Here is a 24,607-nt window from a genome sequence, read left to right as displayed (position 1 = left end):
CCTGACCCGCCCGAGGAGGGTTGCAATGTCCAAGGTCGATCCCGTCGTCGAGCAGGCCGTCGACACCCTGGGGCTGAACCGCGTCACCCGGCGCCGGCTGCTGGGTGGCGTCGGCCTGACCAGCGCGTCGCTGGCCGCCTCGGCGCTGCTGGCCGCCTGTACCGGCAACGACGACAACCAGAGCGGCGACGCCGCGGCCGCGACGCCCGGCGACTTCCCCTCGACCCCGAAGTGGAAGTTCGTGTTCGTCAACCACGTCACCACCAACCCGTTCTTCACGCCCACCCAGTACGGCGCCCAGGACGCCTGCGCCCTGCTCAACTGCGAGTTCCAGTGGACGGGGTCCAAGGACTCGATCGTGGCCGAGATGGTGAACGCCACCAACACCGCCATCTCGGCCAAGGCCGACGGGATCGCGCTGGCGGTGGTCGACAAGGACGCCTTCAAGGGCCCGGTCGACCAGGCGCTGGCCGCCGGCATCCCGGTCGTCTCCTACAACGCCGACGGCGCGGTGGACGACCCCGGCACCAACCGCCTCTCCTACATCGGCCAGGGCCTCTACGACTCCGGGTTCCAGCTCGGCCAGCGGGCGATCGCCTCGGGCCTGGACTCCGGCGAGGTGGTCGGCTTCATCGCCACCCCGGGCGCGCTCAACATCCAGCCCCGGATCGACGGCGCCTCCGACGCCATCAAGCAGTCCGGCAAGTCGCTCAAGTTCACCCCGGTCGGCACCAACGCCGACGTGACCAAGGGCCTGTCGATCATCGACGCCTACGCCCAGGGCCACCCGGACCTGGCCGGCATGCTGGCGGTCGACGCCGGCTCGACCCAGTCGGTCGGCCAGGTGGTGCAGAAGTACTCGATGCGGGAGAAGAACCTGAAGGTCGCCGGCGGGTTCGACCTGGTGCCGGAGACGCTGAACGCGATCAAGGGCGGCAGCCTCGACTACACCATCGACCAGCAGCCGTACTTGCAGGGGTTCCTGCCGGTGCTATACCTCTACATGTACAAGCTGTCCGGGGGCCTGGTGTTCCCGTCCGAGACCAACACCGGCCTGCTGTTCGTGACCAAGGACAACGTCGACCCCTACCTGCAGACCAAGACCCGCTTCGAGGGCTCCAGCACCGAGCAGCAGGTGGTGGAGCGTTCCGGAGCGATCGCCGGCTAGGCGAGGGAGAGGTTGAGCGACACCGTCGACGTCGCCGAGAGGGTCGAGCCGGCTCCGGCCGGCCGGCCCTCCCGCAGCCTGCCGCGGCGGGTCGGCGAGGCGTTCCTGCGCCGGCGCGAGGCCAGCGTCCTCGTGGTCGCGGTCGCCCTCGGCGTCTACTTCGCCTCGGCCTCGGAGGCGTTCCTCACCCAGCCCAACCTGGTCAACATCGCCCAGGCGACCGCGCCGGCGGCGATCATCGCCGCTGGCATGGTGCTGGTGCTGGTCAGCGGCGAGATCGACCTGTCGGTGGCGGCGGTGTACGCGCTGGCCCCGTTCAACATGCACTACCTGACCGACTACTACAGCGTGCCGATCCTGCTGGCGATCGTCCTGGCCCTGGCCATCTCGGCGTTCATCGGCTTCATCAACGGCTTCATCACCGTGTTCTTCAGGGTGCCGTCGTTCGTGACCACCCTGGGCACCGCCTACATCGTCATCGGCATCGTCCTGACGACCTCGCACGCCTACCCGGCCCCGATCCCCGAGGCGGCCACCGAGACGATCCGGAACTGGTTCGGCGCCTCGGACTGGGCCCACATCACCTGGTGCCTGCTGATCGTGGCCTCCTTCCACGTGCTGCTGACCAGGACCCGCTGGGGGCTGCACACGATCGCCGTCGGCGGCAACCCGCTCGGGGCCACCGAGGCGGGGATCCGGGCCGGCCGCATCAAGATCGGCAACTTCATGATGGTGGCCACCCTCGGCGGATTCGCCGGGATGCTGGACGCCTTCCGCATCAACACCATCGACCCCAACCTGGGCGGCGGCTTCGGGATCATGTTCACCGCCGTCTCGGCCGCGGTGATCGGGGGCACCTCCCTGGCCGGCGGCTCCGGCACCGTCATCGGGGCCTTCCTGGGCGCACTCGTCCTGGCCGAGCTGCAGGACGGCATGAACCTCATCGGCATCAGCGCCAACCCGTACTTCCTGATCCTGGGCGTGGCCATCGTCGTCTCGATGATCGCCAACGTGTACCTGTCCAGGCTGCGTCGGGCGGGCCGGACGTGACGGGCTCCGACGCTCCCAACGGCGAGGCCCTCCGGGTCGAGCACCTGGCCAAGCGCTTCGGCGGGGTCACCGCCCTCCGCGACGTCAACCTGCGCCTGGGCAGGGGCGAGGTGCTCGGTCTCATCGGCGACAACGGCGCCGGCAAGTCGACCCTGATCAAGATCATCTGCGGCTTCCACCAGCCCGACGCCGGCAAGCTCTTCGTGGGCGGCGAGGAGGTCGTGCTCAAGTCGGTCGACCATGCCCGCACGCTCGGGATCGACACCGTCTACCAGGACCTGGCCCTGGTCAACGAGCTGAGCGTCTACCACAACATGTTCCTCAACCGGGAGATGGTGCGCTGGCCGCTGCTCAGCAATCGCCGCATGCGGCGGCTGGCCCGGGAGCACCTGGAGGACATGGGGGTGAACATCCCGTCGGTCGAGGACGAGGTGGCCAAGCTGTCGGGCGGCCAGCGCCAGGCGATCGCGGTCGCCCGCTCGGTCTACAGCGACGCCAGGATCCTGCTGCTGGACGAGCCGCTGGCCGCCATGGGGGCCAAGGAGGGCGCCCTCATCCTCGACCTGGTGCGCGACCTCAAGGACCGGGGCGAGGTCTCGATCATCATCATCGCCCACAACTACGGCCAGATCCTCGAGGTCTGCGACCGGATCAACCTCCTCCAGCACGGCACGATCACCTTCGACAAGCCGACCTCCCAGACGTCGGTGCAGGAGCTGACCGACCTGGTCGTGGCCGAGTACCGCGCCGCCCGGACCTCCCGGCTGCGGCCCGACCCCTCCCAGAACGCCCGGCCGACGCCGCGGGCCTAGTGCGCGCGCTGGTGGTGGAGGGGCCCGGGGTGGCCGCCGTCACCGACGTGCCCGAGCCCGTCCCGGGGCCGGGCGAGGTGGTGGTGGCGGTCGACGCCGCCGGGATCTGCGGCTCCGACGTCGAGCTGCTCGACGGCCGGCGGCCGGCCGCCTACGTCAGCTACCCGGTGGTGCCCGGGCACGAGTGGGCCGGCCGGGTCGCGGCCGTGGGCCCGGAGGTGGCCGGCCTCGCCCCGGGCGACCCGGTGGTGGCCGAGGGGCTGCGGTCCTGCGGGATCTGCGACCGCTGCGCCGAGGGCCGGACCAACCTCTGCGGCGCCGGCTACGCCGAGACCGGCTTCACCCTCCCCGGGGCCCTGGCCGAGCGGCTGGTCGTCCCCGCCGGCCTCGTCCACCGCCTGCCGGCCGACCGGCCGCTGGAGGCGGCCGCCCTGCTGGAGCCGGCCGCCTGCGTGGCCAGCGGGCTGCTGGAGACGGGCATGCCCCTGCCCGGCCAGCGGGTCGCGGTCGTCGGCGACGGCCCCCTCGGCCTGCTCGCCCTGCTCCTGCTGAGGACGGCCAGCCCGGCCGAGCTGGTGCTGGTGGGCGGCGGCCGGCCGGGCCGGTCCGCCCTCGGCCCCGGCTGCGGCGCCACCCGGGTGGTGGCCGCCGGCGACGGCCCGGCCGCCCTGTCCGGCCGCTTCGACGCCGTGGTCGAGGCGACCAACCACCCGAGCGGGGCCGCGGCCGCCCTGGCCCTGCTCCGCCGGGGCGGCAGCGCGCTCCTGCTCGGCATCTCCGGCCTCGGGCGGGCCGCCATCGACCCGGACACGGTCAGCCTGGGCCAGCTCCGCGTCCAGGGGGGCTTCGCCGCCTCCCGGGCCGCCTGGCGCTGGGTCGTCGAGCTCTATGCCGCCGGGGTCCTCGACCCGGCGCCGCTGGTGACGCACCGCTTCGGCCTCGAGGAGGCCGCCGGGGCGTTCGCCGCCCTGGCCGACCCCGGCGGGGACGCGGTCAAGATCCTGGTCCGCCCCGGCGGCTAGCCAGCGGGCTGGCGTCGACCAGCTCCACCGGGTTGACGAGCCGGCCGAGGCCACTGACGGCGACCGTCACCCGGTCGCCGGGCCATAGGGTCAGCTCCGGTGGGGGCACGATCGAGGTGCCGGTGAGCAGGACCGCGCCCAGCGGCAGGTCCTGGCCGCGCCAGAGCCAGTCGACCAGCTCGGCAAGGCTCCGCTTCATGTCGGCCACGGCGCAGCGGTCGGCGAACAGCTCGTCCCCGTCGCGCTCGATGGTCAGGGTGATCTCCATGGCCGCCGGGTCGGGCGCCTCGCCGACCGGGACCAGGCAGGGGCCGACGGCGCAGCTGCCCGCGTACAGCTTGGCCTGGGGCAGGTACAGGGGGTTCTCGCCCTCGATGGAGCGGGAGGAGACGTCGTCGCCGATGGTGAAGGCGACGATCTCGCCGCGCCGGTCGGCCACCACCGCCAGCTCGGGCTCGGGCACGTCCCAGTCGGAGTCGGCCCGCACGCCGATCGGCTGGCCCGGCCCCCGGGCCGTGCCCGGCAGCGCCTTGAGGAACAGCTCGGGCCGCTCGGCCTCGTAGACCTTGTCGTAGGCGTCCAGGCCGCGGGACTCCTCCAGGCGGGCGTCGCGGCTGCGCCGGAAGGTCACCCCGGCCGCCCAGACCGGCTGGCCGCCCAGCGGGGCCAGCACCGCCAGGCCCTCGGGGGCCGGCCCGCCCGGCCCGTCGAGCAGCCGCTCCAGGGCGCCCGGGTCGCCGCCGAGGACGTCGTCGAGGGTCGCCCCGGCGCCCAGCAGCTCGGCCGGCCCCCCGTCCGCCGGGCCGCGGGCCAGCCGGGGCCGCCCGTCCGCCAGCACCCGCCACAGCGCCACCGCTCAGCCCTCCGCGGGAAGGATCGTGATGGTCCGGGTCGAGGTGTAGAAGTCGCGGGCCGCCTTGCCCTGCTCCCTGGGGCCGTAGCTGGAGTCCTTCTCGCCCCCGAACGGGGCCAGGTAGTCGACCCCCGAGGTCGGGGCATTGACCCGGATCATGCCGGTGTCGAGCCGGGCGGCCAGGCCAAGGGCCCGGTCCAGGTCGCGGGTGAACACGGACCCGACCAGGCCGTAGCGGACCCCGTTGGCCACGGCCACGGCCTCGTCCTCGTCGGGCACGGCGAGCACGACCGCGATCGGGCCGAACACCTCCTCCTGGGCCAGGCGGGCGTCCGGCGGCAGTCCGTCGACCAGGGTCGGGGGAACGAACCAGCCGTCGGCGCCGTCGGCCTCGCCGCCGGTGAGCAGGCGCCCGCCGGCCGCCCTGGCCTCGGCGGCCGCGTCCGTGACCCGGCGCCGGGCCTGCTCGGTGATGACCGGGCCGACGACCGTGGCCTCCTCGGCCGGGTCACCGACGGCCAGGCCCTCGACGGCCGCGACCAGCGCCTCGGTGAACGGGCCGGGGTCGCCGACCACGATCGCCCGGCTGGTGGCGGTGCACTTCTGGCCGGCGTAGCCCATGGCCGCCCCGGCGACCACGGCCGCCGCCCGCTCGGGGTCGGCGTCGGGGAGCACGATCGAGGCGTTGAGGCCGCCCATCTCGGCCTGGCTGGGGACGCCGCGCTCGGTCGCGGCCACCGCGACCTGGCGGCCGACGGCCACCGAGCCGGTGAACGAGACGCAGTCGGCCCCGTCCACCAGCGCCCGGCCGGTCCCGGCCCCGCCGGGCACGACCTGGAACAGGTCGCCTCCGAGGGCAGGGGCGAGCAGCTCGGCCAGGCGCAGGGCGGTGGCGGTGGCCTCGGGCGACGGCTTGAGCACGACGGCGTTGCCGAAGGCCAGGGCCGGGGCGGCCTTCCACAGCGGGATGGCCACCGGGAAGTTCCACGGGGTGATCAGCCCGGCCACCCCGCGGGGCCGCCGCCGGGCCAGCAGCAGCCCGGCCGGGCTCGGTCCCGGGTAGGTCTCGCCGTCCGGGTCGAGGGCCTGCTGGGCGTAGTAGCGCAGGATCCCGACCCCGCGGCCGACCTCGGCGCCGGCCTCGGTCAGCGGCTTGCCGACCTCCCGGACGATCAGGTCGGTGACCTCCCCGGCCGCCTCGGCGAGGGCGTCGGCGGCGGCGGCCAGGGCCGAGGAGCGCTCCAGCGCCGACCCGCCGGCCCACCCGGAGGCCGCCGCCCGGGCCCGTTCGACCGCCCCGGCGACGGCCTCCGCGCCGGCCTCCTCGACCTCGACCACCAGGTCGCCGGGTCGCTGGGGGGAGCGACTCTGCAGCACCACCGGCCTCGCCTCCATCGCGTCCGTGGGTTCGGTCCCGCCACCCTAGCGATGTGCCCGCCCGGCGTGGCGGCGACACCCGCCCAGCTCCACCGGAGTGCAATCGTATTCATGCTAGCCTGGCGGGGATGTCGCCCCGCAAGCACCACCCCGGGTCGCCTCCGGCGACGATGCGTGACATCGCGGCCGCGGCCTCGGTGTCGCAGAGCACCGTCTCCCGGGTGCTGAGCGGCGCCCCGACGAGCGTGCCGATCGCCCCCGAGACCCGCGAGCGGGTGCTCCAGGCGGCGCGGCGGCTCGGCTACCGGCCCAACCCCCTGGCCCGGGGGCTGCGGGGGGCCTCGACCAACCTGATCGGCGCCGTGGTCAGGGACTTCAGCGACCCGTTCTTCGCCGGGGCGGTCGAGGCCCTGGTGGTCGAGTCGATGGCCCACGGCTACAACGTGGTCCTCGGCCACGTCGACGGCCGCCTCGACGAGGCCGTCTCGCTGACCTCGGTGCTGGAGACCCGGCACACCGACGCCATCGTCCTGCTCGGCGACATGCAGGTCCAGCCGCGGCTGCTGGCCGACCTGCGCAGCTCGAGCGTGCCCGTGGTCGGCCTCTGGCAGGGGACCAGCCCGCTCGAGTTCCCCACGGCCGACACCGACGACCGGGCCGGCATCCGGGCCGGGCTCGAGCACCTGGAGTCCCTCGGGCACCGGCGGATCGCCTTCCTCAGCGCCGAGCTGCCGGTCGACTACCGGGTGCGGGAGGACACCTACGCCGACTGGATGGCCGACCGCTTCGGCGGGGTCCCGCCGGGCTACCTAGAGCGGTGCCCGAACACCCTGGCCGGGGGCGACGCCGCCCTGCGGCGCCTGCTGGAGCTGCCCGAGCCGCCGACGGCCGTGGCCACCTCCACCGACCTGGTCGCCGTGGGCGTCCTGCACGCCGCCCACAGCCTCGGCGCCTCCGTGCCCGGTCGGCTGTCGGTGGTGGGCTACGACGACATCCTGATCGCCAGCCACACCGTGCCCGCCCTGACCACCCTGCGCATGCCGATCCCGGAGATCGTCAGCCACGCCGTGGCCCTTGCGATCGCCCTGGCCCGCGACCCGGAGATCCCGCGCGGGCCCAGCCTGGAGGTCTTCAAGCCGACCCTGATCGTGCGCGACTCGACCGCCCCGCCGCCGGCCGGCGCCGGCTGACGGTCAGCGGGGGATCCAGACCCGCATCGCCCCGGCCCCCCGGTTGGCCCAGGCGAAGTAGGGGACCGCGCCGGCCGACAGGGCCGCCCCGCGGCCGGCCACCGGCACGGTGACCCCGACCCCGCCGGGGCCGACGTCCGGGCGGGGGACCGTGGCCGGGGCCCGCCCCGGGTCCCAGCGCAGCTCCTCCAGCTCGGTCCCGGGCGGCGCGTCGGCCGCCTCGAGGCAGTAGACGAGCGGGCCGCGCTCGACGGCGACACAGCCGCGCACGGCGTCGACCCGCGGGTGGGGCTCGGTGATCCGGACCGGCAGGTCGAGGTCGAGCACGACCCGGTCCCCGGCCGCCCAGCGCCGGGTCACCTCGGCCGCGCCGGCCGCCACCGGCCCCTCGCGGCCGGGGGCGGCGAGGGTGGCCGAGCGGCACCACCCCGGCACCCGCAGGGACAGGGTCCAGGGCCGGTCCGGTGTCTCCGCGACCTCGACCGCGACCCGGCCCTCCCAGGGGTAGCCGGTGCGGACCGACAGCCGCACCGGTCCGCCCGCCACCTCCGCCCGGACGTCCGCGGTGGCGTGCTGGTGCAGCCGCACGCCGCCGGCGTCGGCGTCGGCCACGTACCGCTCCCAGGAGCTGAGCAGCCGCATCAGGTTGGGCGGGCAGCAGGCGCACGGATACCAGGGGGCGCGCCCGCCGTGGCCGGGCGGCTCCCAGGCGCGCCGGGTCCGGCGCTGCAGCGGGTTGACGTAGAAGAACCGGGTGCCGTCAAGGGAGACGCCGGACAGGACGCCGTTGTAGAGGGCCCGCTCGATCGCGTCGGCGTAGCCGGCCTCGCCGGTGGCCAGCAGCAGGCGCCAGCCGAGCATGACGCTTGCGATGGCCGCGCACGTCTCGGCGTAGGCCCGGTCGGGAGGGAGCTCGAAGGGGTCGCCGAAGGACTCGTCGCGGTGCCGGCTGCCCATCCCGCCGGTCAGGTACGTCCTGGTCGCGACCAGGTCCTGCCAGCGGCGCCGCACGGCGTCGAGCAGGACCTGGTCCTCCAGCTCGACGGCCACGTCAACGGCGCCGCAGTCGAGGTAGAGCTGGCGGACGGCGTGCCCGGCGACGGTCGCGGCCTCCCGGACCGGCTGGTGGTCCTGCCAGTAGGCGGCGCCGAAGCGCCCCTGGCCGAGCAGCCCCCGGCCCCGGAGGCCGAGCTGGCGGGCGGCCAGCGTCAGGTAGCGCCGGTCGCCCGTGACCCGGGTCAGCTCGACCAGCGCCATCTCGATGCCGGGGTGGCCGTCGACCCCGTCGCGCCCGCCCGGCCCGAGCTCCTTGTCGATCCGGTCGGCGGCCCGGATCGCGACCTCCAGGAGCCGGTCGTCGCCGAGCTCGCGGTGCCAGGCGACCGCCGCCTGGATCAGGTGCCCGACGCAGTAGAGCTCATGGCCCCAGGCGAGGTCGCGGTGGGGCGTCCCGTCGCCGACGACCTGGACGTAGCTGTTGAGGTAGCCGTCGGGGCGCTGGGCGGCCGCCACCAGGCCGATGGCCTGGTCGGCGGCCGCGGCCAGGCCGGGGTCGGCGGCCCGGCCCAGCTCCCAGCCCACCGCCTCCAGCCACTTGTAGACGTCGGAGTCCAGGAAGGGGAAGGTGGCGCCCGAGGTGTCGGCCAGCGCCCGGTAGCGCCCGTCCGCACCGGCGGCCAAGCGCAGGTTGTCCAGGGTCCCGGAGCGCTCCAGCTGGTCGAAGCCGTGCGGGATGGTGCGCTGGCGGTTGACCCGCTGGCGCTCGGCCATCAAGCCGTCCAGGATCGTGACCCGCGCCGGACCGGCCATGCTCACTTCACCGCCCCGCTCATCAGGCCGGACACGTAGTACCGCTGCAGCAGCAGGTAGACGAGCACGCAGGGGATGATCGAGATGGTGATGCCGGCCTGCAGCATCCCCCAGTCGGTCCCGCCCAGGCTGGTCTCGGTCCGGGCGGCGGCCAGGATCAGCGGCAGGGTGAAGCTCGACCCCCGGCTCATCAGCACGAGGGCGCCGAGGAACTCGTTCCACGACATGATGAAGGCGAACAGGGCCACGGTGACGATCGCCGGCTTGGCCGAGGGGATGCAGATCCGCAGCAGCACCTTCCAGGACGAGGCGCCGTCGGTGATGGCCGCCTCCTCCAGCTCCCGGGGGACGGCGCTGAAGCTGTTGCGCAGCACGTACAGGCTCAGGGGGAGCTGGATGGCGGTGTGCAGGATGGCCAGGCCGACCAGGGTGTTGGTCAGCCCGACCCGGGCGAACATCAGGAACATCGGCGTCAGCAGGGCCTGGTAGGGGACGATCAGCGCCAGCAGGAGGAAGACGAAGACGACCTCCTTGCCGGGGATCGGGAACCGGGCCAGGGCGTAGGCCGCGGGCACGGTCAGTGCCAGCGTGAAGGCGATCGTCAGCAGGGCCGTGCCCAGGCTGTTGGCCAGGTAGGTGGGGAGCCCCTGCTGGTAGGTCCAGAGCCGCTCGTAGCTGTCCAGGCTGAGGCCGTGCGGCAGGTAGGTCGGCGGCGACGCGGCCGCCTCCGCCGTCGGCTTCACCGAGGCCAGCATGGACGCGACCAGGGGCAGGAGCATGACCGTGCAGATGGCCACGCACAGGGCGCCCAGCAGGTAGCCGCGCCGGCGCGGCCGTTGCCGCCCGCCCACGGCCACGGCCCGGCGGCTCCGGCGCCGCTCCGCGATCGCGGTCACGCGTGGCTCCGGCGCGTGAGCAGCAGCTGCACGACGGTGAAGACCAGGATGGTCAGGGCCAGGATCATCGACAGGGCCGCGCCGTAGCCAAGCCGCAGGTAGGGGAAGGAGTTCAGGTAGACGTAGAAGACCGAGGTCGCGGTCTCGTTCTGCGGCTGCCCGGCGGTCATGATGTAGAACTGGTCGAAGGCGAGCAGCGACCCGATGACGCTCACCAGCGTCACCACCAGCACCGTGCGTAGGGTCAGAGGCAGGATCACCCGGGTCACCCGCTGCCAGTGGCCGGCCCCGTCGACCAGGCTGGCCTCGTGGATCTCGGTGGGGATGGCCTGGATGGCGCCGACGAACAGGATCATCCCGAAGCCGATCACCTTCCAGACGACCGAGGTGGTGATGGCCAGGTTCGACAGGTCGGCGTCGACCCCCAGCCACAGCACCGGCTTGGAGATCACGCCCAGGTCGAGCAGGGCCCGGTTGATCAGGCCGAAGTCGGTGCTGAAGAGCCAGTACCAGAGCAGGCTGGACACACCGAGGCCGATGACCACGGGGACGAACACCAGGGTCCGGGTGAGCCGCCGCAGCGGCGAGCCCGGCGAGCAGAGCAGGGCCAGCAGGTAGCCGCCGACGATCAGGATCGGCGTGATGATCGCCGTGTACTTGAGCGTGAAGGCGAACGAGACCCAGAACTGGTCGTCGGCGAACGCCCGCCGGTAGTTGCCGAGCCCGACCCAGGACGGCGGCGTGATCAGCGACCAGCTGTGGAACGACATCCACACCATCCGGGCCAGCGGGTAGGCGGTGAAGGCCAGCACGAAGAGCACGGCCGGCGCCAGGTACGCGATCCCGGTCAGCCGGCTCCGTCGGCCCCAGTACACGGCGATCGTGGCCTATTGGCTGGCGATGCTCTTCATCGCCGCCTTGGCGTCGGCGATGACGGTGTCGAGGTTGTCGTCGCTGTAGTAGGCGCGCTGGAGCATCTTCAGCCACGGTCCCTGGGGCGAGTTGATCTGCTCGAAGAAGGTCAGCGTATACGGCGTGCGGCCGACGGTGAGCGCCTTGGCAACGTCCTGGACCAGCGGCTCGGCCTCGAAGTACTTGTTCTCGACCATGTCGGCGCGGGTGGTCAGGTTGAGGGCCTTGGCGTACACCTCGACCTGCACCTCGTCCGAGAGCAGGAACTTCATGAAGTTGACGGCGTCGTCCACCCGGTCGCTGCCCTTGGGCACCACGACCAGGTCGCCGCCGATGAACGAGGCCGACGAGTTCGGCGCCACCCCGGGCAGCAGGGCGATGCCGAAGTCCATCTTCGGGTTCTGCTGGCGGGCCAGGGTGATGTTGAAGTTGCCCGTGCCCATCATGCCGACCTTGCCGGACCCGAACTGCAGGTGGAACGTCTCGCCGTTCTCGGTGCGGTCGCCCTCGTGGACGTTGCCGGCCTTGACCATGTCCCGGGTGAACTGCAGGACCTGCTTGACCCCGTCGCCGACCAGCGGCTCGTCGCCCGGGCCGGCGGCCTCGATCTTGGCCCCCGAGGCCCACATCAGGGGCCCGACGGTGAAGATGTTGCAGCCGGCGCAGTTGCCCGGCAGGTAGTAGCCCTTGATGTCGCCGCCAAGGGCGGTGATCTTGTCGGCGTAGGCGCGCATCTCGGCCAGGCTCGTGGGCGGCTTGTCGGGGTCGAGGCCGGCCCGCTTGAAGAGGTCCTTGTTGTAGAAGAGGGCCGACACGTCCGCGTACAGCGGCACCCCGTAGAGCCGGTTCTCGAAGGTGGCCACCGTCATGTGCCCCTTGCTGGCCGTCTTCAGCTCCGGCCAGGTGCTGATCCGGTCGGTCAGGTCGACCAGCTGCTGGGCCTTCTCGAACTGCGGGGCGTAGATGAGGTCCATGCCCATCAGGTCGGGCACCTCACCGGAGGCGATCCCCTGGGCGATCTTGCCGACCATCTCCGTGTGAGGGATGTAGGTCAGCTTGACCTTGCAGTTGGGATTCTTGGTGTTCCAGGCCTCGACCAGCATGTCGACCATCTGCTTGTTGCCGCCCGAGCGCTCCCACATCGTGAGCTCGCCGTTGCTGGCGCAGCTGGTCGTGGCGGCCGGGGCCTGGGCGGCGGTCGACGGTGCTTCGCTGTCATTCCCGCAGGCGGCGAGCACCAGCGCCGCCGCCACCAGGACCAGCCACAGACGGCTCCTCATCCCACGCTCCTCCATGTCGGGCTCGCCCGGTTCGACCGGGCGATGCAGACGCCTACGGACTCTGGGCATTCGGGGACGATACGCGGCATGCATACGATGGCATGCATTCGATTTCATGTCGAGTCGCCTCGCCCCATCCCGTTGAGCAGGGCAGGCACGGGGGGCTACGCTCGTCGGGTGGACACGAGCGATCTGGTGGAGTCGAAGCTCCGGCCCCCTCTGGCCCGCCCGGGGATCGTGTCCCGGAGCGCCGTCGTGGACCGGCTGCTCGCCGCGCCGTCGGCGCCGCTCATCTGCGTGGTCGCCCCGCCCGGCTACGGCAAGAGCACCGTGCTGGCCCAGTGGCGCGGCCACAAGGAGCCGCGGGCGGGATGGGTCTCGGTGGACCGGCGCGACAACGACCCGGTGGTGCTGCTGACCTACATCGCGGCCGCGCTGGACCGGGTCGAGCCGGTCGACCCGGAGGTGTTCCAGGTCCTCGCCTCGCCAGGGGTCTCGGTGGCGGCCACGGCCGTACCCCGGCTGGTGGCGGCGGTCTCGGCGATGACCCGGCCGGTCTCCCTGGTGCTCGACCACGTGGAGCTGCTCGAGAACACCGAGTGCCTGGACGCGGTCGCCGAGCTGGCGCTGCAGCTCCCTCCCGGGTCCCAGCTCGCGCTCGCCTCGCGGCGCGCGCCGGCGCTGCCGGTGGCGCTGCTGCGCGCCCAGGGCCAGGTGGTGGAGGTCGGCGTGGCCGAGCTGGCCATGGACGAGGGCGAGGCCAGGGCGCTGCTGGACGCGACCGGTGTCGGGCTGTCGGACGCCGAGGTGACCGAGCTGGCCGGCCGGACCGAGGGATGGCCGGTCGGGCTGTACCTGGCCGCCCTGGCCCTCAAGGCCGGCGTCCCCCGCGGCGACGCCGGGCTGGCGTTCGCCGGGGACGACCGGTTCATCGCCGACTACCTGCACGCCGAGCTGCTGGCCCACCTCCCGGCGGAGCTGGTGACCTTCCTCACCCGCACGGCCGTGCTGGAGCGTCTGTCCGGGCCACTCTGCGACGCGGTGCTGGCCACCACCGGGTCGGGCCGGGTGCTGGAGTCCCTGGAGGACTCGAACCTCCTGCTCGTCCCCCTCGACCGCCGCCGCGAGTGGTACCGCTACCACCACCTGTTCGGCGAGCTGCTCCTGAGCGAGCTGGAGCGCCGGGAGCCCGACCTGGTCCCCGAGCTCCACCTCCGGGCGGCCGGCTGGTGCGAGGCCAACGGGCTGCCGGAGGCGGCGATCGACCACGCCCAGGCCGCCGGGGACGCCGACCGGGTGGCCCGGCTGGTCGCCACCCTCGGCCGGCTCGCCTACGCCGGCGGCCGGGCCGACACCACGCTCCGGTGGCTGCGCTGGTTCGAGGACCAGGGGCTGATGGGCCGCCATCCACCGGTGGCGGTGCTCGGGACCTGGATCCATGCGCTGGTGGGACGGCCGGTGGCGGCCGAGCGGTGGGCCGACGCCACCGAGCAGGGCGTCACCGGCGCCGGCCCCGGCCCGGCCCCGGGCGCCCAGGCGCCGCCGGACGGCAGCTCGATGGAGAGCCACCGGGCGATGGCGCGGGGGTTGCTGTGCCGCCACGGCATCGACCGGATGCTCGCCGACGCCCGGACCGGCCTGGCCGGGCTGAGCCCCGCAAGCCGCTGGCGGGGGACCGCCCTGCTGCTGGAGGGGGTGGCCGAGCTGCTCCAGGACCCGGCCGGCCAGGCGGACCGGGCCGACGCCGTCCTGGCCAGTGCCGTCGAGATCTCGATCCCCGACGGGGCGCTGCCCGCGGCCGCGACCGCGCTGGCCGAGCGCTCGCTGCTCGCCATCCGGCGTTCCGACTGGGGACGGGCCGAGGCCCTGGCCGCCCAGGCGCACGGGATCGTGCAGACCGGGCAGCTGGACGACTACATCATGAGCCCGCTCGTCCACACGGTGGCGGCCCGCGCCGCCCTGCACCGCGGCGACCTGGCCGGGGCCAGGGACCGGCTGGCCCGGGCCGCCCGGCTCCGGCCCCTGCTCACCCACGCCATCCCCTGGGCGTCGGTGCAGACGCTGCTGGAGATGGGGCGGGCCTACCTGCTGCTGGACGACACGGCGGGCGCCCGGGCCGTCCTCTCGCAGGCACGGATCATCCTGCGGCTGCGACCGGACCTCGGCGTCCTGCCCGCGGAGGTCGAGGAGCTGTGGGCCAAGCTCGACACCGCCCGCCAGGCGGGCAAGGGGGCGTCGTCGCTGTCCACCGCCGAGCTGCGGCTGCTGCCGCTGCTGGCGACCCACCTCTCGTTCCCGGAGATCGGCCAGCGGCTGTACGTGTCGAGGAACACGGTCAAGACCCAGGCGGTCTCCATCTACCGCAAGCTCGGCGCCTCCTCCCGCAGCGAGGCCGTACAGCGCCTGCGGGAGATCGGCCTGCTCGGCGGCTAGGCCGCCCGGACGCCGTTTCACCCGGTCGGGGTGATGCGGGCGGCCCGCCGTTCATGTCGGATGGAGCCCATCCCCAGGGGAAGCGAGGCGAGGCCGATGAGCGGGCGGTTCCAGGGTGTCATCAACGTCGACGTGCGGGACTCGGTTCCCGACTGGTCGCCGTACATGCAGCCGGCGGCGCCCTCCGGCGCCCCCAACGTCCTGTACATCGTGCTGGACGACGTCGGCTTCTCGGCCATGGAGCCGTGGGGCGGGCTGATCGAGACGCCCAACATCAACCGGCTGGCCGCCAACGGGCTCACCTACACCAACTGGCACACGACCGCGCTGTGCTCGCCGACGCGCTCGTCGCTGCTCACCGGGCGCAACCACACCACCAACGGCATGGCTTGCATCGCCGAGGCGACCACGGGGTTCCCCAACGCCAACGGCCACATCCCGTTCGAGTGCGCCACCATCGCCGAGGTCCTGGGCGAGCGCGGCTGGAACACCTACATGCTCGGCAAGTGGCATCTGTGCCCCGCCGACGAGATGAACATGGCCTCCACCAAGCGCAACTGGCCGGTCGGCCGCGGGTTCGAGCGCTACTACGGGTTCCTCGGCGGCGAGACCAACCAGTGGTATCCGGACCTGGTCTACGACAACCATCCCGTTGAGCAGCCGGCCCAGCCCGAGGACGGCTACCACCTGACCACCGACCTCACCGACAGGGCGATCGAGTTCATCAAGGACGCCAAGATGATCGTCCCCGACAAGCCGTTCTTCATGTACTTCTGCCCCGGCGCCACCCACGCCCCCCACCACGCGCCCAAGGAGTGGATCGAGAAGTTCCGGGGCCGCTTCGACATGGGCTACGAGCGCTACCGGGAGCAGGTCTTCGCGCGCCAGAAGCAGCTCGGCATCTTCCCCGACGGCGCCGAGCTGTCGCCGCTGAACCCGTACGCGGAGGAGACCAGCGCCGAGGGCAGGCCGTGGAACCCGGTGGACGTGGTACGGCCCTGGGACTCGCTCTCGGACGAGGAGCAGCGGCTGTTCTGCCGCATGGCCGAGGTCTACGCCGGGTTCCTGGCCCACACCGACCACGAGATCGGGCGCCTGCTCGACTTCCTGGAGGAGTCGGAAGCGCTCGACAACACCATCGTCGTGCTGGTCTCCGACAACGGGGCCAGCGGCGAGGGCGGCCCCAACGGGTCGGTCAACGAGAACAAGTTCTTCAACGGCATCCCCGACGAGATCGAGGAGAACCTCCAGTACCTGGAGGAGCTGGGCTCGCCGGCCACCTACAACCACTACCCGGTGGGCTGGGCGTGGGCGTTCAACACCCCCTTCAAGATGTGGAAGCGCTACAACTTCGAGGGCGGCGTGGCCGACCCGCTGCTCATCTCCTGGCCAAGGGGGATCGAGCCAAGAGGCGAGCTGCGGCACCAGTTCGCCCACGCCACCGACCTGGTGCCGACCATCTTCGACTGCCTCGGGGTGGAGCTGCCCGAGGTCGTCAAGGGATTCCCGCAGGTCCCGCTGGAGGGCGTGAGCCTCCGCCCGACCTTCGAGAGCGACGACGTGCCGACGCCCAAGGAGACGGGGTTCTTCTCGATGCTGGGGTCGCGGGCGATCTGGCACAAGGGCTGGAAGGCGGTGAGCGTCCACCCGACGATCGCCGGCTGGGGCAACTTCGCCGACGACCGTTGGGAGCTGTACCACACCGACGAGGACCCCACCGAGACCCACGACCTGGCGGCCGCGCATCCCGTGAAGCTGCAAGAGATGATCAGCCTCTGGTTCCACGAGGCCGGGAAGTACAAGGGCCTGCCGCTGGAGGACCGCACGGCGGTCGAGGTCCTCGCCGACCCCACCCGGCCGCAGGTCGCCCCCCCGCGCGACCAGTACGTCTACTACCCGGGCGCGGCCGAGGTGCCGGAGACGGCGGCGGCCAACATCCGCAACCGGAGCTACAGCATCGCGGTCGAGGTGGACGTCGAGTCCGGGGACGCCGGCGGGGTGCTGTTCTCCCACGGCGCCCGCTTCGGCGGTCACGCCCTGTACGTCAAGGACGGAAGGCTCAAGTACGTCTACAACTTCGTGGGCAGCAAGGAGCAGGTGGTCTCCTCCTCCAAGGAGATCCCGACCGGGGCGGTGCTGCTGTCGGCCGCCTTCGTGAAGGAGGGCGACGGCATGCCCACCACCGGGACCCTGTCGCTGTTCATCGACGACGAGAAGGTCGGCGAGGGCCGCATCATGACCCAGCCGGGCAACTTCTCCCTGGTCGGCGAGGGCCTGAACGTGGGCAAGGACCCGGGTGAGCCGGTCACGGCCGACTACCCGGGCGCCAGCCCGTTCCCGTTCACCGGCGGCACGATCCGCAAGGCGATCGTCGACGTCTCCGGTGAGCCGTTCATCGACCTGGAGAAAGAGGCCGTGGCCATGATGGCCCGGGAGTAGCCGGAGGCGGCCTAGTCGTAGGCGCCGGGGACGGTCTGGTCCCAGTCGAGCACGGACCCGGTGACGACGCCGCTGCGGTCCGACAGCAGGAAGACGATCATCTCGGCGATCTCGTCCGGGTCCGACAGCCGGCCCATGGGCAGCCGCTCGGCGGCGCGGCTGCGCCAGTCGTCCCCGGCGCCGTGGAACCGCCGCTGGGTGGCGTCCTCGCCCTCGGTGTCGGTCCAGCCGATGTCCAGGGTGTTGACCCGGATCCGGTCGTGGCGGTGGGCGTAGGCGACGTTGCGGGTGAGGCCGGCCAGGCCCGCCTTGGCGGCGACGTACGCAGCCAGGTAGGGCTGGCCGCCCAGCTCGGAGATGGAGCCGATGTTGACGATCGACCCCGGCTCGCCCCGGCGCCGCATGTCGGCCACGGCGGCCTGCATGAGGAAGAAGGGACCGCGGAGGTTGGTCGCGATATGGGCGTCGAACAGCTCCGGGGTGGTCTCGAGCAGGCTGCCCCGGGTCACCTGCCCGGCCGCGTTGACCAGGCCGTCGATGCGGCCGTGGTCGTCGACCACGGTGGCCACGGCCGCCAGCGCCTGGCCGACGTCGGCGACGTCGCAGGCGACGTAGCTGGCGGCGGCGCCGAGCTCGCGCAGCTCGGCGGCGACCTCCTCGCCCTTCTCCCGCCGCCGCCCGGTGACGGCCACGGCCCGCGCGCCGGCCCGGGCGCACGCCCGCGCCGCGGCGGCCCCGACACCGGAGGTGCCGCCGCTGACCAGGACGACCTTGCCGGGAAGCAGGGGCATATCGACCACCTCCATGCTATGTGTTGCGCGGGATCAGACATGACGGTGGCAAAGGAGTGCTGGTGATGCGAATCGCGTTGTTCGGCTGCGGCCGGATCGGCACGGTCCACGCGGAGTCGGTCGCGGCCCACCCCAGGGCCGAGCTGGCCTGGGTCTGCGACCCGATGGAGGCGCCGGCCCGGGAGCTGGCGGGCCGCATCGGCGCCCGCTCGACCGCCGACGTCGGGACGGTGCTGGGCGACGACAGCGTCGACGGCGTGATCGTCGCCTCCCCGACCCCGACCCACGTCGACCTGCTGACCGGCGCCGTCAAGGCGGGCAAGGCGGTGCTGTGCGAGAAGCCGATCGACTTCGACATCGCCCGGGTCGACGCCTGCTGGGCCGAGATCGCCTCGCTGTCGCCGGTGGTGATGATCGGCTTCAACCGCCGCTTCGACCGCTCGTTCCGGGAGATCCGGGACCGCGTCCGGGCCGGCGACGTCGGCCGGCTGGAGCAGGTCGCGATCACCAGCCGGGACCCGGCGCCGCCGCCCAGGGAGTACATCCCGGCCTCCGGGGGCCTGTTCCGCGACATGACCATCCACGACTTCGACATGGCCCGCTTCCTGCTCGGCGACGTGGCCGAGGTGCAGGCCATGGGAGCCAACCTGATCGAGCCCTTCATCGAGGAGGCCGGCGACATCGACAGCGCCGTCGTCGTCCTCCGCTCGGCCGACGGCGCCCTGGCCCACATCACCAACAGCCGCCGCTGCAGCTTCGGCTACGACCAGCGCGTGGAGGCCTTCGGCAGCACCGGGATGCTCACCGCCCACAACCAGCTCCCGACCAGCGTCCGCCACGCGTCCGCCGACCACAGCGAGGCCGCGAGCCCCTACCTGACCTTCATCCGCGAGCGCTACGGCGCCTCCTACCCCGCCGAGCTCGACCACTTCATCACCTCGGTCGAGACCGGCACCCAGCCCGACCCCACCTTCGCCGACGGCCGCGAGGCCCTGGTCCTGGCCGACGCCGCCAACGAGAGCCTCCGCACCGGCGGCACCGTCCGGGTGTCCTAGCCGCGGCGCAGCACCCCTCCGCTCGACCGCCGGTCGGGTGTCCCGGTCCGGGGCAGTTATCGCCGCCCGCGGTCCTTGGCCGACAGGAGCAGCTGGGTGACGGTGTGGCGGCTCAGGCCGAGCCGCTCGGCGATCTCGTCCGGCCGCATCCCCCTGGCGCTGTAGATCAGCGCCAGCTCTTCCTGGGCCTTGGTCCAGGAGCGCCGTGGTCGTTGCCGGGCCGGCGCCCGGTGGGTGGGTCTGGAGCCGGCCGCCGGCACCCGGGCTCGCTCGGGCCTGGGCCCGTCGGTGACCGCCGAGGACTTCCGCTGGTCCTGGTAGCGGCCGGCGGCCAGGTCCTGGGTGGTCCGCTCGTCCAGCACGAGGTACTCGTCGGCGGCCTTGCTCACGGCCACGGCCGCGATCGTCAGCGGCCGGGCGTTCTGCTCCCGGCACTCCCGCTTCGGGCAGTAGCTGTACCGCTCCGCCCGTTCGGGATGCAGCTCGCTCCCGCACGTGACGCACCGAGCCATCTGGTCGGCGCGAACATCGATCTCAGTCATCGGCGGTTCAACGCGTTGTCGCTGGCAGGTGTTCCACCATGTCCTGGCTCCGGGTCAGATGGCGAGGAAGGGGGTCTCCCGGGCGCCCTGGAGGTGGATGTCGAAGCGCAGCCCGTCGCCGTCGGCGACCGCGACCAGCCTCGCCCGCACGGCCGGGTCGGCGATCGAGGCGAGGAGGGGGTCGGCGGCGTTGGCGTCGGCCTCGTCGGGGAAGTAGACCCGGGTGACCAGGCGGTTGAGCAGGCCGCGGGCGAACACCGACAGGTTCAGGTGCGGGGCTTCGACCCCGCCCCCGGGGACCGGGAGCGGTCCCGGCTTGAGGGTCCGGACCGCCCAGCGGCCGTCGGCGTCGGTGGCGCAGCGGCCGAACCCCCGGAAGTCGGAGGTGGCCGGCCCGGAGGGGTCGTCGGGGTGGGCGAAGCGGCCGTCCGGGTCGGCCTGCCAGGTCTCGACCAGCGCGTCGGGCACGGGGTCGCCGGCGCCGTCGACCACCTGGCCGCCGATCAGGACCGCCCCGGTCGTGCCGGCGGGGACCACGTCGGGCCCGTCGGGCCAGGGCAGCCCGATGGCGAAGAACGGCCCGATCGTCTGGGAGGGGGTCTCGGGCAGGCTCATCGGTCGTCGTCCTCGTCCTCCAGGGGAGTGGCCTGGCGGCCGCGGAGCACGATGTCCCAGCGGTACCCGAGCGCCCATTCCGGGGTCGTCAGGTCCATGTCGAGCCGGGAGACCAGCCGCTCCCGGGCCGCCTCGGGCACCGACTGCAGGATCGGGTCGTAGGCGAACAGCGGGTCGCCGGGGAAGTACATCTGGGTGATCAGCCGCTGGACAAAGGCCCGCCCGAACAGCGAGAAGTGGATGTGGGCGGGCCGCCAGGCGTTGGGGTGGTTCTTCCACGGGTAGGCGCCCGGCTTGACGGTCACGAACCGGAAGCGGCCCTCGGCGTCGGTCAGACAGCGGCCGGCGCCGCTGAAGTTGGGGTCCAGGGGGGCGGGGTGGCGGTCGCCGTCGTGGCGGTAGCGGCCGCCGGCATTGGCCTGCCAGACCTCGACCAGGGTGCCGGGGACCGGGCGGCCGTCGCCGTCCAGGACCCGCCCGGTGACGGTGATCCGCTCGCCCAGGGGCTCCCCGGCGTGCTGGACCGTCAGGTCGTGGTCGGTCTCGCCGACCCGCCCTTCGCCCAGCAGCGGCCCGGTGACCTCGGTGAGCCGGTGCGGCAGCGGCACCAGCGGCTGGTGGGGGTGGCGCAGCCGGGTCGAGCGGTAGCCGGGGAAGTCGAGCGGCGGATGGGTCCCCGGGTCCTCCGGACGGTAGCCGGGCACGGCTCAGGCCTCCAGGACGACGGCCAGCCCCTGGCCGACCCCGATGCAGATCGCGGCCAGCCCCCAGCGGCCGCCGCGGCGGCGCAGCTCCCGGGCCAGGGTGCCGAGGATGCGGGCCCCCGAGCAGCCGATCGGATGCCCGAGGGCCACCGCACCGCCGTTGGGGTTGACGATGTCCGGGTCGAGCTCGGGCCAGGAGTCCAGGCAGGCCAGCGCCTGGGCCGCGAAGGCCTCGTTCAGCTCCACCACCGCCAGGTCGGCCCAGCCGATCCCGGCCCGGGCCAGCGCCTGGTTGGCCGCCTCCACCGGGGCGATGCCGTACAGCTGCGGCTCCACGGCATGCACGGCCGAGGCGGCGACCCGGGCCAGCGGCCGCCCCCCGAGCCGGTCAGCGGCCCGCCGGTCCCCGACCAGCACGGCCGCGGCGCCGTCGCTGAGCTGGGAGGCGTTCCCGGCCGTGACCGTCCCGCCCTCCCGGAACGCCGGCTTGAGGGTCGCGAGGCGCTCCAGGCTGGTGTCGGGGCGGATCCCCTGGTCGCGCTCCAGCCCCGTCCCGGGAACCGCGGCCACCTCCTCGGCCAGCACCCCCCGCTCCCACGCCTGGTGGGCCAGCTGGTGGCTGCGCACCGCGAAGGCGTCCTGACGGTCGCGGTCGATCCCGAACTTGTCGGCCAGGATCTCGGCCCCCTCACCCAGCGACACCGTCCACTCGGCGGGCATGGCCGGGTTGACCAGCCGCCAGCCCAGCGTGGTCGAGGCCAGCGTGGCATCCCCCTTGGCGTAGGGCCGCTCGGGCTTCAGCAGCACCCACGGGGCCCGGCTCATCGACTCCACCCCACCGGCGATCACCACCGAGGCGTCGCCCACGGCGATGGCCCGGCCGGCCTGCACGACCGCCTCCAGCCCCGACCCGCACAGCCGGTTCACCGTCACCCCGGGCACGCTGGTCGGCAGCCCGGCCAGCAGCGCCGCCATCCTGGCCACGTCCCGGTTCTCCTCCCCGGCGCCGTTGCCGTTGCCGAAGACCACGTCGTCCACCGCGGCCGGGTCCAGGGCCGGGCTGCGGGCCAGCAGCTCCCGCAGCACATGGGCGGCCAGGTCGTCGGGACGGGTGCCGGCCAGCGCGCCGCCGTGGCGCCCCACCGGAGTCCGGACCGTCTCGAGGATAAACACCTCGACGCTCACGCCATGCTCCCTTCCAGTCGGCGGAGGCTGTCCAGCCCATCGTGCACGATCTCATCTATCGGCCGGCACGTCCCGCTCCCGGCGAGCTGCGCGGCGCATCCAGCCGTACTTCGTCACACCAACGGTTCGCACGCGTCCCCGGTTCGCGGAGGCGGACGGGAATCGAACCCGCCTGAGCAGGGTCGCTGCTCCCAGCTCGCCAAGCAGATCGCCGGCCACGCCGGTCCACGGCCACTCACCGCCCACGGGACGCTCTACAAGGCATTGCGACGGCTCGAGGAGGCGGGCCTGCTGACCAGCCAGTGGGAGGACCCAACCATCGCCGCCGCCGAGGGACGGCCGCGGCGGCGACTGTATGAGGTGACCGGGGCAGGCGAGCGCGCCCTCGCCAGCTGGCAGGCCAAGCACAGCCAGATGCCGACGCGACCACGGCTGGAGCCGACATGAGCACCACCGACCGCACCGTCGCGCTGGTGTCCTGGTGGGTGGCCACCTACAGCCGCCACCTGCCGGCCGAGGTCGCCGAGCGGCGGCAGGGCGAGCTCGCCTCCGACCTGTGGGAGCAGCGTGCCTACGGACGCGCCGTGGGAACGCCGGCACCGGCGGTGGCGCTCTCGATCCGGCGGCGCATGACCGCCGGGATGCCAGCCGACCTGCGCTGGGACAACGACAACTCGCGGCAACACGGGGTCGGCCGCTCGGGGCGAGAGGACAACCCGTGTTGCGAACCCTGGCAAGAAACTGGTGGTGGATGCTGGCCGGCCTGGTCGGCACCTTCGAGGTCGCCTTCGGGGTGGCCATCCCGCTGACGGAAGCCACCAGCTTCGACACCGTCGGCGGCGGCGCCCTGATCGCCACGGCCGGTCTGCTGATGCTCGGCGGCATCGCCCTACGACGGCGGTCGCGGGTCGCCGGCGACATCATGATCGCGGTCGGGGCGCTGCCGACGGTGCCGTTCTTTTGGATGATCCTGCCCCCGCTGGCCGGCCTGACCGTGATCGTAGCGGCCGCCTTCGACGCGGCCGAGGCGCGCAGCCTGGGCCAGCGGGACACGCCGCTCGTGGCCGGTGAGCGGCTGGTGCTGGCCGGTGTCGTCATCGTCGCGGCCGCGCTGGTCGCCGCCGTGGTGATCGGAAGCCTCCTACCGGGCCCGCTCATCGTCGCGCCGGTCCTGCTCGCCCTGGTCATCTACCTGGGCCTGCGGCAGCGGCGTCGTCCCGCCTGAACATCCAACTCCGCCGGGCGGCGGTTCGGCCCCACCGGGATGCCGAGACCCCGCCGCCGCCCGGCGGCTACCTAGCATCAACCAAGCCCACCCCTGGACTTGACCCACTGGACTTGACCCGCACGTCCGTGGGGTGTCTCCCTCCCTCCCCCGGCGTACTGGCTCCCGGGATCGCTCGGGGAGCGGTGGTGCAGCTGCGGCAGCAACGCCCCAGAGTCAGCGCGATGGGACAGCCGGCGAGGTCGGCCTCCTGCCTCGATCGCGCTTGACCGGGACCACAGCCGGCGGCCGGCCGCCGGCTACGATCGGTGGCAGGGAGGGAACGCGCCTTCGGCGCGTGCCGCTTCGCTGGCAAGCTCCGCAGCCCACCCACCCACCGGGCGACCCCGCTCATCCGGCCAACTTCGGGGCCGCGACCCTACGCGAGTCCCTACGCTGGTTCCTACGCCGGCCACCCGCGTACCCTCCCGCTCACGAGTGACGCCGTTCCCGCTGGTTATGCCCCACGAGGGGGAGTGGAGCGGCCAGGCCGTATGGTGCGCTTCGCGCGATTGATCCATGCGGCGCGGCCGCGTTCTTGGCGGACCTGTGGTCCGCACCGCCTACGGCGGCAATCTCAGCCTGGCCTGGTCGCCACGCAGGGTGGTATGGCAGGATCGAGGCCGCAGGTTCGACGGGGCCGGAGTGGGCCTGTTGGTTGGCGCTGGTTGCGTCATCAGATGCGTTGCCGGGCCACGATGGCCTCAGCCGCTCCTGCCGGCGGGTGCGGCCGCAGCCACAACGACGTCTGGGTCGGCTGCATCGTCTCCTCGACCACGGCCAGCAGTTCGCCGGTCAACGCCTCTAGGTCGACCTCGTCCCGCAGCCGATCGTTGAACGCCGCGATCGTGCGAGCGGCGTCATGGCGGCGCCGGTTGAACCGGCGGTCCACTGCGGCCTGGACGCGGCGGCGGGCTGGCTGGAAGACTGCCGCGACCGCCAGGGTGGCGGCGGCCACGACCAGGCTGGAGTCCTGGCCCAAGAGCTGGCCCAGACCCAGCACCACCGCGGCGTAGCCACCACCCAGCAGCAGCGTGAGCAGCCCGTAGGCCACCGTACGGCTGATGATCCGGTCCAGGTCGTACAGCCGGTAGCGCAGGATCGCCGCGCCGGTCGCCAGCGGCAGCAGCGCCACGCACAGGGTCAGCGACGCCAGCACCACGGCGTCCCTGCCCAGGTACCCGGCGACCAGGGCGACCGGCAGCAGCAC

The 24,607-nt window shown here is 73.1% G+C and carries 22 protein-coding genes; 10 read left to right on the top strand and 12 right to left on the bottom strand.

Features of this window, described 5'->3' with window-relative positions; translation table 11 throughout:
• The first annotated feature begins 25 nt into the window (after positions 1-25).
• The 4 genes from VF468_28555 to VF468_28540 are packed head-to-tail and all read left to right on the top strand — an operon-like array spanning position 26 to position 4,052.
• Positions 26-1,168, top strand: coding sequence for a sugar ABC transporter substrate-binding protein (locus VF468_28555; protein HEX5882237.1), 1,143 nt, complete (start codon positions 26-28; stop codon positions 1,166-1,168).
• Positions 1,169-1,180: 12 nt separating this feature from the next.
• Positions 1,181-2,218 carry an ABC transporter permease gene (locus VF468_28550; protein ID HEX5882236.1) on the top strand — a complete coding sequence of 346 codons (1,038 nt, stop codon included), beginning with the start codon at positions 1,181-1,183 and terminating at the stop codon, positions 2,216-2,218.
• Positions 2,215-3,030 carry an ATP-binding cassette domain-containing protein gene (locus tag VF468_28545; protein ID HEX5882235.1) on the top strand — a complete coding sequence of 272 codons (816 nt, stop codon included), beginning with the start codon at positions 2,215-2,217 and terminating at the stop codon, positions 3,028-3,030. The genes VF468_28550 and VF468_28545 overlap by 4 nt, the downstream gene beginning before the upstream one ends.
• Positions 3,030-4,052 (top strand): alcohol dehydrogenase catalytic domain-containing protein, encoded by a 1,023-nt coding sequence (locus VF468_28540; protein HEX5882234.1) that lies wholly within the window; start codon positions 3,030-3,032, stop codon positions 4,050-4,052. Before VF468_28545 ends, VF468_28540 begins: the two co-directional genes overlap by 1 nt.
• On the opposite strand, the gene VF468_28535 is transcribed toward VF468_28540, so the two are convergent.
• On the bottom strand, positions 4,024-4,905 hold the full coding sequence (locus VF468_28535; protein HEX5882233.1) for a fumarylacetoacetate hydrolase family protein: 882 nt from the start codon (positions 4,903-4,905) through the stop codon (positions 4,024-4,026). The genes VF468_28540 and VF468_28535 overlap by 29 nt on opposite strands.
• A gap of 3 nt (positions 4,906-4,908) precedes the next feature.
• Positions 4,909-6,285 (bottom strand): aldehyde dehydrogenase family protein, encoded by a 1,377-nt coding sequence (locus VF468_28530; protein HEX5882232.1) that lies wholly within the window; start codon positions 6,283-6,285, stop codon positions 4,909-4,911.
• A 167-nt stretch (positions 6,286-6,452) separates the two neighbouring features.
• Here VF468_28530 and VF468_28525 point away from each other — a divergent pair, with 167 nt between their 5' ends.
• On the top strand, positions 6,453-7,472 hold the full coding sequence (locus tag VF468_28525; protein HEX5882231.1) for a LacI family DNA-binding transcriptional regulator: 1,020 nt from the start codon (positions 6,453-6,455) through the stop codon (positions 7,470-7,472).
• Positions 7,473-7,475: 3 nt separating this feature from the next.
• On the opposite strand, the gene VF468_28520 is transcribed toward VF468_28525, so the two are convergent.
• The 4 genes from VF468_28520 to VF468_28505 are packed head-to-tail and all read right to left on the bottom strand — an operon-like array spanning position 7,476 to position 12,369.
• Entirely contained in the window at positions 7,476-9,281 is a 1,806-nt protein-coding gene (locus tag VF468_28520) for a beta-L-arabinofuranosidase domain-containing protein (GenBank protein HEX5882230.1), read from the bottom strand.
• A gap of 2 nt (positions 9,282-9,283) precedes the next feature.
• A complete protein-coding gene (locus VF468_28515) occupies positions 9,284-10,177 on the bottom strand; it encodes a carbohydrate ABC transporter permease (GenBank protein HEX5882229.1) in 894 nt (297 codons plus the stop codon).
• Positions 10,174-11,052, bottom strand: a complete 879-nt coding sequence (locus tag VF468_28510; protein ID HEX5882228.1) for a sugar ABC transporter permease — start codon at positions 11,050-11,052, stop codon at positions 10,174-10,176. The genes VF468_28515 and VF468_28510 overlap by 4 nt, the downstream gene beginning before the upstream one ends.
• A 12-nt stretch (positions 11,053-11,064) precedes the next feature.
• On the bottom strand, positions 11,065-12,369 hold the full coding sequence (locus VF468_28505; protein ID HEX5882227.1) for a sugar ABC transporter substrate-binding protein: 1,305 nt from the start codon (positions 12,367-12,369) through the stop codon (positions 11,065-11,067).
• 177 nt (positions 12,370-12,546) lie between these two features.
• Here VF468_28505 and VF468_28500 point away from each other — a divergent pair, with 177 nt between their 5' ends.
• The gene (locus tag VF468_28500) at positions 12,547-14,802 is read left to right on the top strand and encodes a LuxR C-terminal-related transcriptional regulator (GenBank protein HEX5882226.1); all 2,256 of its coding nucleotides are present in this window, start codon (positions 12,547-12,549) and stop codon (positions 14,800-14,802) included.
• Positions 14,803-14,898: 96 nt separating this feature from the next.
• Positions 14,899-17,241 carry an arylsulfatase gene (locus VF468_28495; protein HEX5882225.1) on the top strand — a complete coding sequence of 781 codons (2,343 nt, stop codon included), beginning with the start codon at positions 14,899-14,901 and terminating at the stop codon, positions 17,239-17,241.
• A gap of 11 nt (positions 17,242-17,252) precedes the next feature.
• On the opposite strand, the gene VF468_28490 is transcribed toward VF468_28495, so the two are convergent.
• Positions 17,253-18,032 (bottom strand): SDR family oxidoreductase, encoded by a 780-nt coding sequence (locus VF468_28490; GenBank protein HEX5882224.1) that lies wholly within the window; start codon positions 18,030-18,032, stop codon positions 17,253-17,255.
• A gap of 65 nt (positions 18,033-18,097) precedes the next feature.
• Between VF468_28490 and iolG the strand changes: the two genes are divergently transcribed.
• Positions 18,098-19,087, top strand: a complete 990-nt coding sequence (iolG, locus tag VF468_28485) for an inositol 2-dehydrogenase (protein ID HEX5882223.1) — start codon at positions 18,098-18,100, stop codon at positions 19,085-19,087.
• Positions 19,088-19,143: 56 nt separating this feature from the next.
• Here the strand turns inward: iolG and VF468_28480 are convergent, their stop codons facing one another.
• The 4 genes from VF468_28480 to VF468_28465 are packed head-to-tail and all read right to left on the bottom strand — an operon-like array spanning position 19,144 to position 22,133.
• Positions 19,144-19,629, bottom strand: coding sequence for a hypothetical protein (locus tag VF468_28480; protein ID HEX5882222.1), 486 nt, complete (start codon positions 19,627-19,629; stop codon positions 19,144-19,146).
• Positions 19,630-19,683: 54 nt separating this feature from the next.
• On the bottom strand, positions 19,684-20,244 hold the full coding sequence (gene pcaG, locus VF468_28475; GenBank protein ID HEX5882221.1) for a protocatechuate 3,4-dioxygenase subunit alpha: 561 nt from the start codon (positions 20,242-20,244) through the stop codon (positions 19,684-19,686).
• The gene (gene pcaH, locus VF468_28470) at positions 20,241-20,948 is read right to left on the bottom strand and encodes a protocatechuate 3,4-dioxygenase subunit beta (GenBank protein ID HEX5882220.1); all 708 of its coding nucleotides are present in this window, start codon (positions 20,946-20,948) and stop codon (positions 20,241-20,243) included. Before pcaH ends, pcaG begins: the two co-directional genes overlap by 4 nt.
• A 3-nt stretch (positions 20,949-20,951) precedes the next feature.
• On the bottom strand, positions 20,952-22,133 hold the full coding sequence (locus VF468_28465) for a thiolase family protein (GenBank protein HEX5882219.1): 1,182 nt from the start codon (positions 22,131-22,133) through the stop codon (positions 20,952-20,954).
• Here VF468_28465 and VF468_28460 point away from each other — a divergent pair.
• Positions 22,035-22,580 carry a PadR family transcriptional regulator gene (locus tag VF468_28460; GenBank protein HEX5882218.1) on the top strand — a complete coding sequence of 182 codons (546 nt, stop codon included), beginning with the start codon at positions 22,035-22,037 and terminating at the stop codon, positions 22,578-22,580. The genes VF468_28465 and VF468_28460 overlap by 99 nt on opposite strands.
• Before the next feature lie 271 nt (positions 22,581-22,851).
• On the top strand, positions 22,852-23,358 hold the full coding sequence (locus VF468_28455; GenBank protein ID HEX5882217.1) for a hypothetical protein: 507 nt from the start codon (positions 22,852-22,854) through the stop codon (positions 23,356-23,358).
• A gap of 715 nt (positions 23,359-24,073) precedes the next feature.
• Here VF468_28455 and VF468_28450 read toward each other — a convergent pair.
• On the bottom strand, positions 24,074-24,607 hold a 534-nt coding region (locus tag VF468_28450), incomplete at its 5' end, for a hypothetical protein (protein HEX5882216.1).

It is taken from the genome of Actinomycetota bacterium, assembly GCA_036280995.1.
In the GTDB taxonomy this organism is placed as follows: domain Bacteria; phylum Actinomycetota; class CALGFH01; order CALGFH01; family CALGFH01; genus CALGFH01.
This window is presented reverse-complemented; position numbering and strand designations above follow the sequence as displayed.

What these genes read in the sequence shown, in the direction of transcription:
- VF468_28555 (HEX5882237.1), top strand. Translation starts at nt 26, where the DNA reads ATGTCCAAGGTCGATCCCGTCGTCGAGCAGGCCGTCGACACCCTGGGG.
- VF468_28525 (HEX5882231.1), top strand. Translation starts at nt 6,453, where the DNA reads ATGCGTGACATCGCGGCCGCGGCCTCGGTGTCGCAGAGCACCGTCTCC.
- VF468_28520 (HEX5882230.1), bottom strand. Translation starts at nt 9,281, where the DNA reads ATGGCCGGTCCGGCGCGGGTCACGATCCTGGACGGCTTGATGGCCGAG.
- VF468_28505 (HEX5882227.1), bottom strand. Translation starts at nt 12,369, where the DNA reads ATGAGGAGCCGTCTGTGGCTGGTCCTGGTGGCGGCGGCGCTGGTGCTC.
- VF468_28495 (HEX5882225.1), top strand. Translation starts at nt 14,899, where the DNA reads ATGAGCGGGCGGTTCCAGGGTGTCATCAACGTCGACGTGCGGGACTCG.
- VF468_28490 (HEX5882224.1), bottom strand. Translation starts at nt 18,032, where the DNA reads ATGCCCCTGCTTCCCGGCAAGGTCGTCCTGGTCAGCGGCGGCACCTCC.
- iolG (HEX5882223.1), top strand. Translation starts at nt 18,098, where the DNA reads ATGCGAATCGCGTTGTTCGGCTGCGGCCGGATCGGCACGGTCCACGCG.
- VF468_28480 (HEX5882222.1), bottom strand. Translation starts at nt 19,629, where the DNA reads ATGACTGAGATCGATGTTCGCGCCGACCAGATGGCTCGGTGCGTCACG.
- pcaG (HEX5882221.1), bottom strand. Translation starts at nt 20,244, where the DNA reads ATGAGCCTGCCCGAGACCCCCTCCCAGACGATCGGGCCGTTCTTCGCC.
- VF468_28460 (HEX5882218.1), top strand. Translation starts at nt 22,035, where the DNA reads ATGGGCGGCCAGGTCGTCGGGACGGGTGCCGGCCAGCGCGCCGCCGTG.